5 protein-coding genes are annotated in these 3,459 nt (G+C 66.3%); 3 read left to right on the top strand and 2 right to left on the bottom strand.

The window, feature by feature from the left end; genetic code table 11:
• A partial coding sequence (locus tag AC1D00_RS32400; RefSeq protein WP_477013467.1) for a methylated-DNA--[protein]-cysteine S-methyltransferase occupies window positions 1-441 on the bottom strand: 441 nt, incomplete at its 3' end.
• A 137-nt stretch (window positions 442-578) separates the two neighbouring features.
• Between AC1D00_RS32400 and AC1D00_RS32395 the strand changes: the two genes are divergently transcribed.
• Together AC1D00_RS32395 and AC1D00_RS32390 are read left to right on the top strand one after the other, a co-directional pair.
• The gene (locus tag AC1D00_RS32395) at window positions 579-1,397 is read left to right on the top strand and encodes an alpha/beta fold hydrolase (protein ID WP_477013466.1); all 819 of its coding nucleotides are present in this window, start codon (window positions 579-581) and stop codon (window positions 1,395-1,397) included.
• Between the two features lie 2 nt (window positions 1,398-1,399).
• On the top strand, window positions 1,400-2,212 hold the full coding sequence (locus AC1D00_RS32390; protein ID WP_477013465.1) for an alpha/beta fold hydrolase: 813 nt from the start codon (window positions 1,400-1,402) through the stop codon (window positions 2,210-2,212).
• Between the two features lie 181 nt (window positions 2,213-2,393).
• Here AC1D00_RS32390 and AC1D00_RS32385 read toward each other — a convergent pair whose 3' ends face one another.
• Entirely contained in the window at window positions 2,394-2,849 is a 456-nt protein-coding gene (locus AC1D00_RS32385; RefSeq protein WP_477013468.1) for a carboxymuconolactone decarboxylase family protein, read from the bottom strand.
• A gap of 99 nt (window positions 2,850-2,948) precedes the next feature.
• Between AC1D00_RS32385 and AC1D00_RS32380 the strand changes: the two genes are divergently transcribed.
• On the top strand, window positions 2,949-3,459 hold a 511-nt coding region (locus AC1D00_RS32380), incomplete at its 3' end, for a sigma-70 family RNA polymerase sigma factor (protein WP_477013464.1).

Genomic DNA, 3,459 nt, shown 5'->3' with positions numbered 1-3,459 from the left:
GTTGCCGGCCGCCAGCACCCGATGGCAGGGCACGACGATCGGACACGGGTTGCGGCCCAGCGCCTGGCCGACGTCGCGCGACAGCTCGACACCGCCAAGCTGCTTGGCGATGTCGCCATAGGTGATGGTCTTGCCGGGCGGGATGGTACGGGCGATCTCGTAGACGCCGCGGTTGAAGTCGGGCACGCCGTCGAGATCGAGCGGGATGTCGGTGAGGTCATCCGGCTCGCCGGCGAGCAGCTTGACGATGCGATCAATCGCCTGCTGCACCTCGGCGGCCGGCTCCGCTTCGGTGGCGTCGGCATGGCGCTGGCTGATGCGGGTGCGGATCTTCTGCTCGCCGCCCATCGGCAGCTGCGTGCCGTTGATGCCGCGCGGGCCCCAGGCGATGGCGCAGAGGCCGATCCGGGTGTCGAACAGGGCAAAATGCTGGTCGGTCATGGCTTGGTTCCTGGCTGCGTCCTTGTCGCATGCCCCCAATGTGATCTCCGCCTAAATCTAGGCTTGGAAATAGTTGCGATCCACCCGGTTTCCGGGAATCTTGCACAGGAGTTCCGCCCCTCTATCGCGAGCCAAGAATGCAGAGCCTCCACGTCAACGGATATGACATGCCCTATCTCGACGTGGGCGAAGACAGGGGTAGACCACCACTGGTCTGCGTGCATGGATCGCTCTCGGACTTCCGCATCTGGGGCTGCGTGCTCGGGCCGCTGACGCGACGGCACCGGCTGATTGCCGTCAGCCTGCGGCACTTCTTCCCCGAGCAGTGGGACGGCCTCGGTGACACCTACTCGATCGCGCAGCATGTCGACGACGTCATCGCCTTCATCGAGAAGCTCGACCTCGGTCCGGTCGATCTGATGGGTCACTCCCGCGGCGGGCACATCTGCTTTCGCGTGGCGCAGGCGCGCCCCGACCTGTTGCGGCGGCTGATCCTGGCCGAGCCCGGCGGCGAGCTCGATGCGAGCCTCGATCCCGATTACGTCGGTGGCCCCTCGCCGCTCTTGGCGCGGTTCACGGCCTCGGCCGAGAAGATCGCGGCCGGCGATGTCGACGGCGGCCTTGCCGTCTTTGTGGACACGCTGGAGGGCGCCGGCACCTGGCCGCGGCTCCCGGCGATGGTGAAGCAGAATTTGCGCGACAACGCCTATACGCTGATCGGCCAGGTCCGCGACAACCGCCCGCCGTTCTCGAAGGCGGATGCGGAATCGATCAAGATGCCGACGCTGTTCATCCTGGGCGCGCGGACCAAGGGCCTGCTGCCGAAGGTGCTGCATGCGCTGGCCGCGCACGTGCCCTATTCGAAGACGGCGATCATCCCGAACGCGACGCATCCGATGTTCGAGCAGGCGCCGCAAAAATACTCCGAAGTTGTCCTGGACTTTCTGGCGGGCTGAGCATGCAGAGCTTTCGCGTCAACGGTTACGACATGGCCTATCTCGAAGTCGGAGAAGGCCCGCCGCTGGTCTGCGTGCATGGCACGCTCGGGGATTTCCGCACCTGGTATTCGGTGCTCGGCCCGCTGTCGAAGAGCCATCGGGTGATCTCGGTCAGCCTGCGGCACTTCTTTCCCGAGCATTGGGACGCCATCGGCGACGACTACAAGATGGCGCAGCACGTCGCTGATGTGATCGCCTTCATCGAGCAGGTGAGGCCCGCACCCGTCGATCTGATGGGACATTCGCGCGGCGGACACATCGCCTTTCGCGTGGCGCAGGCGCGGCCTGATCTGTTGCGCAAGCTGGTGCTGGCCGAGCCCGGTGGCGATCTCGACGCCAGCCTGCCGGTCCCTGAAGGCACGCCCGCGCATCCGCCGCTGGCGGCGCGCACGGCGCGCTCGGTCGAGATGATCCGCGCCGGCGACATCGAGGGCGCGCTGCAGAACTTCTACGAGGGGATCGAAGGCGACGGCTCGTGGCGGCGCGCGCCGGCGGCGGCGAAGCAGCAATTGCGCGACAACGCCGTCACCTTCCTCGGCCAGATCAACGAGCAGCGCAGGCCCTATACGCTCGCGGATACGCAGGCGATCAGAACGCCGACGCTCCTGATCGGCGGCGGCGCGACGACGGGAAGCCTGTCGGTGATGTGGCGCGTGCTGGCGGAGCACATCGCAGGAGCCAAGGCGGCCGTGATCGCGAATGCCGGCCACTGGATGTTCGAGCAGGCGCCACTGGAATACGGCGAGGTGGTGAACAGGTTTTTGGCGGAGTGAGTGCGTGTAAGGAACGCACCGCCGTTGATCTCCCTCGCCCCGCTTGCGGGGAGAGGGTGCGGTGAGGGGGAGCCTCCGCGCRGACGGTGACAGCGAGACTCGCGGAGASTCCCCCTCACCCGGAATTTGCGATGCAAATTCCGGCCTCTCCCCGCAMGCGGGGRGAGGCGAAGGAAGAGCCTCACACCTTCCACACGCCGACCGGCATCTTGATCGTCGCGTTGAGGCGGTTCCAGACGTTGATGGTCGCGATCGAGAGGATCAGGGTTGCGAGCTCGCGCTCGTCAAAATGCTTGGCGGCCTCGTTCCAGATCGCATCGGGCACCGGATCCTCACGGTCGGCGATACGGGTGACCGCCTCGGTCAGAGCCAGCGCGGCGCGCTCGGCTTCGGTGAAATAGGGGGTATCGCGCCAGGCCGAGACGGCGAACAGGCGCTCGTCGGTCTCGCCGACCTTGCGGGCGATCTTCGGGTGCATGTCGACGCAGACGCTGCAGCCATTGATCTGGCTGGCGCGCAGATGCACCAGTTCCAGGAGCTTTTCCGGCAGGCCCTGCTTGGTCAAATTGCCGAGAGATTGCAGGACATTCATGGCCTCGGGCAGGACCATCACGGGGTGATCCATGCGGGCGTGCATCATTGTCGTCTCCATCTGTCGAATTTCGAAGGTTCCGGTCACATTGGCCGGATTGCCTTCGTCATGGGCATGACGGATCGCGATGAGGGAATGTGACCGATGACCCCAAAAAACTTTGAAGACGATTTTCTCAGCCAACAGTTCGAGGCCACCAGGGACCATTTGCGCGCGGTCGCCTACCGGATGCTGGGCTCCCGCGCCGAGGTCGACGATGCCGTGCAGGAGGCCTGGCTGCGGGTCAGCCGCTACGATACGTCCGATGTCGCGAACCTGCGGGGCTGGCTGACCACCGTGGTCGCGCGCATCTGCCTCGACATGCTGCGCGCGCGCAAATCGCGCCGCGAGGACCCGATGGGCCCACATGTGCCGGAGCCGGTCGACGAGACGCGGGAGCGCGAAGCGGAGATGGCCGATTCCGTCGGCGCGGCACTGCTGATCGTGCTGGAAACGTTGCAGCCGGCGGAGCGGCTCGCCTTCGTGCTGCACGACATGTTCGCGGTGCCCTTCGAGGAGATCGCGCCGATCGTCGGGCGCTCCGTCGATGCCTCGCGCCAGCTTGCCAGCCGCGCGCGGCGGCGCGTGCAGGGCGCGCCGGTGCCCGAGACGGACC

It is taken from the genome of Bradyrhizobium sp. P2_E8, from assembly GCF_056403875.1.
The sequence above is the reverse complement of the archived record's forward strand: the minus strand, read 5'-3'. Positions and strand labels throughout refer to the sequence as shown.

Excerpts from the sequence above, each read along its gene's own strand:
- AC1D00_RS32395 (WP_477013466.1), top strand. The coding sequence starts at position 579 with ATGCAGAGCCTCCACGTCAACGGATATGACATGCCCTATCTCGACGTG.
- AC1D00_RS32390 (WP_477013465.1), top strand. The coding sequence starts at position 1,400 with ATGCAGAGCTTTCGCGTCAACGGTTACGACATGGCCTATCTCGAAGTC.
- AC1D00_RS32385 (WP_477013468.1), bottom strand. The coding sequence starts at position 2,849 with ATGCACGCCCGCATGGATCACCCCGTGATGGTCCTGCCCGAGGCCATG.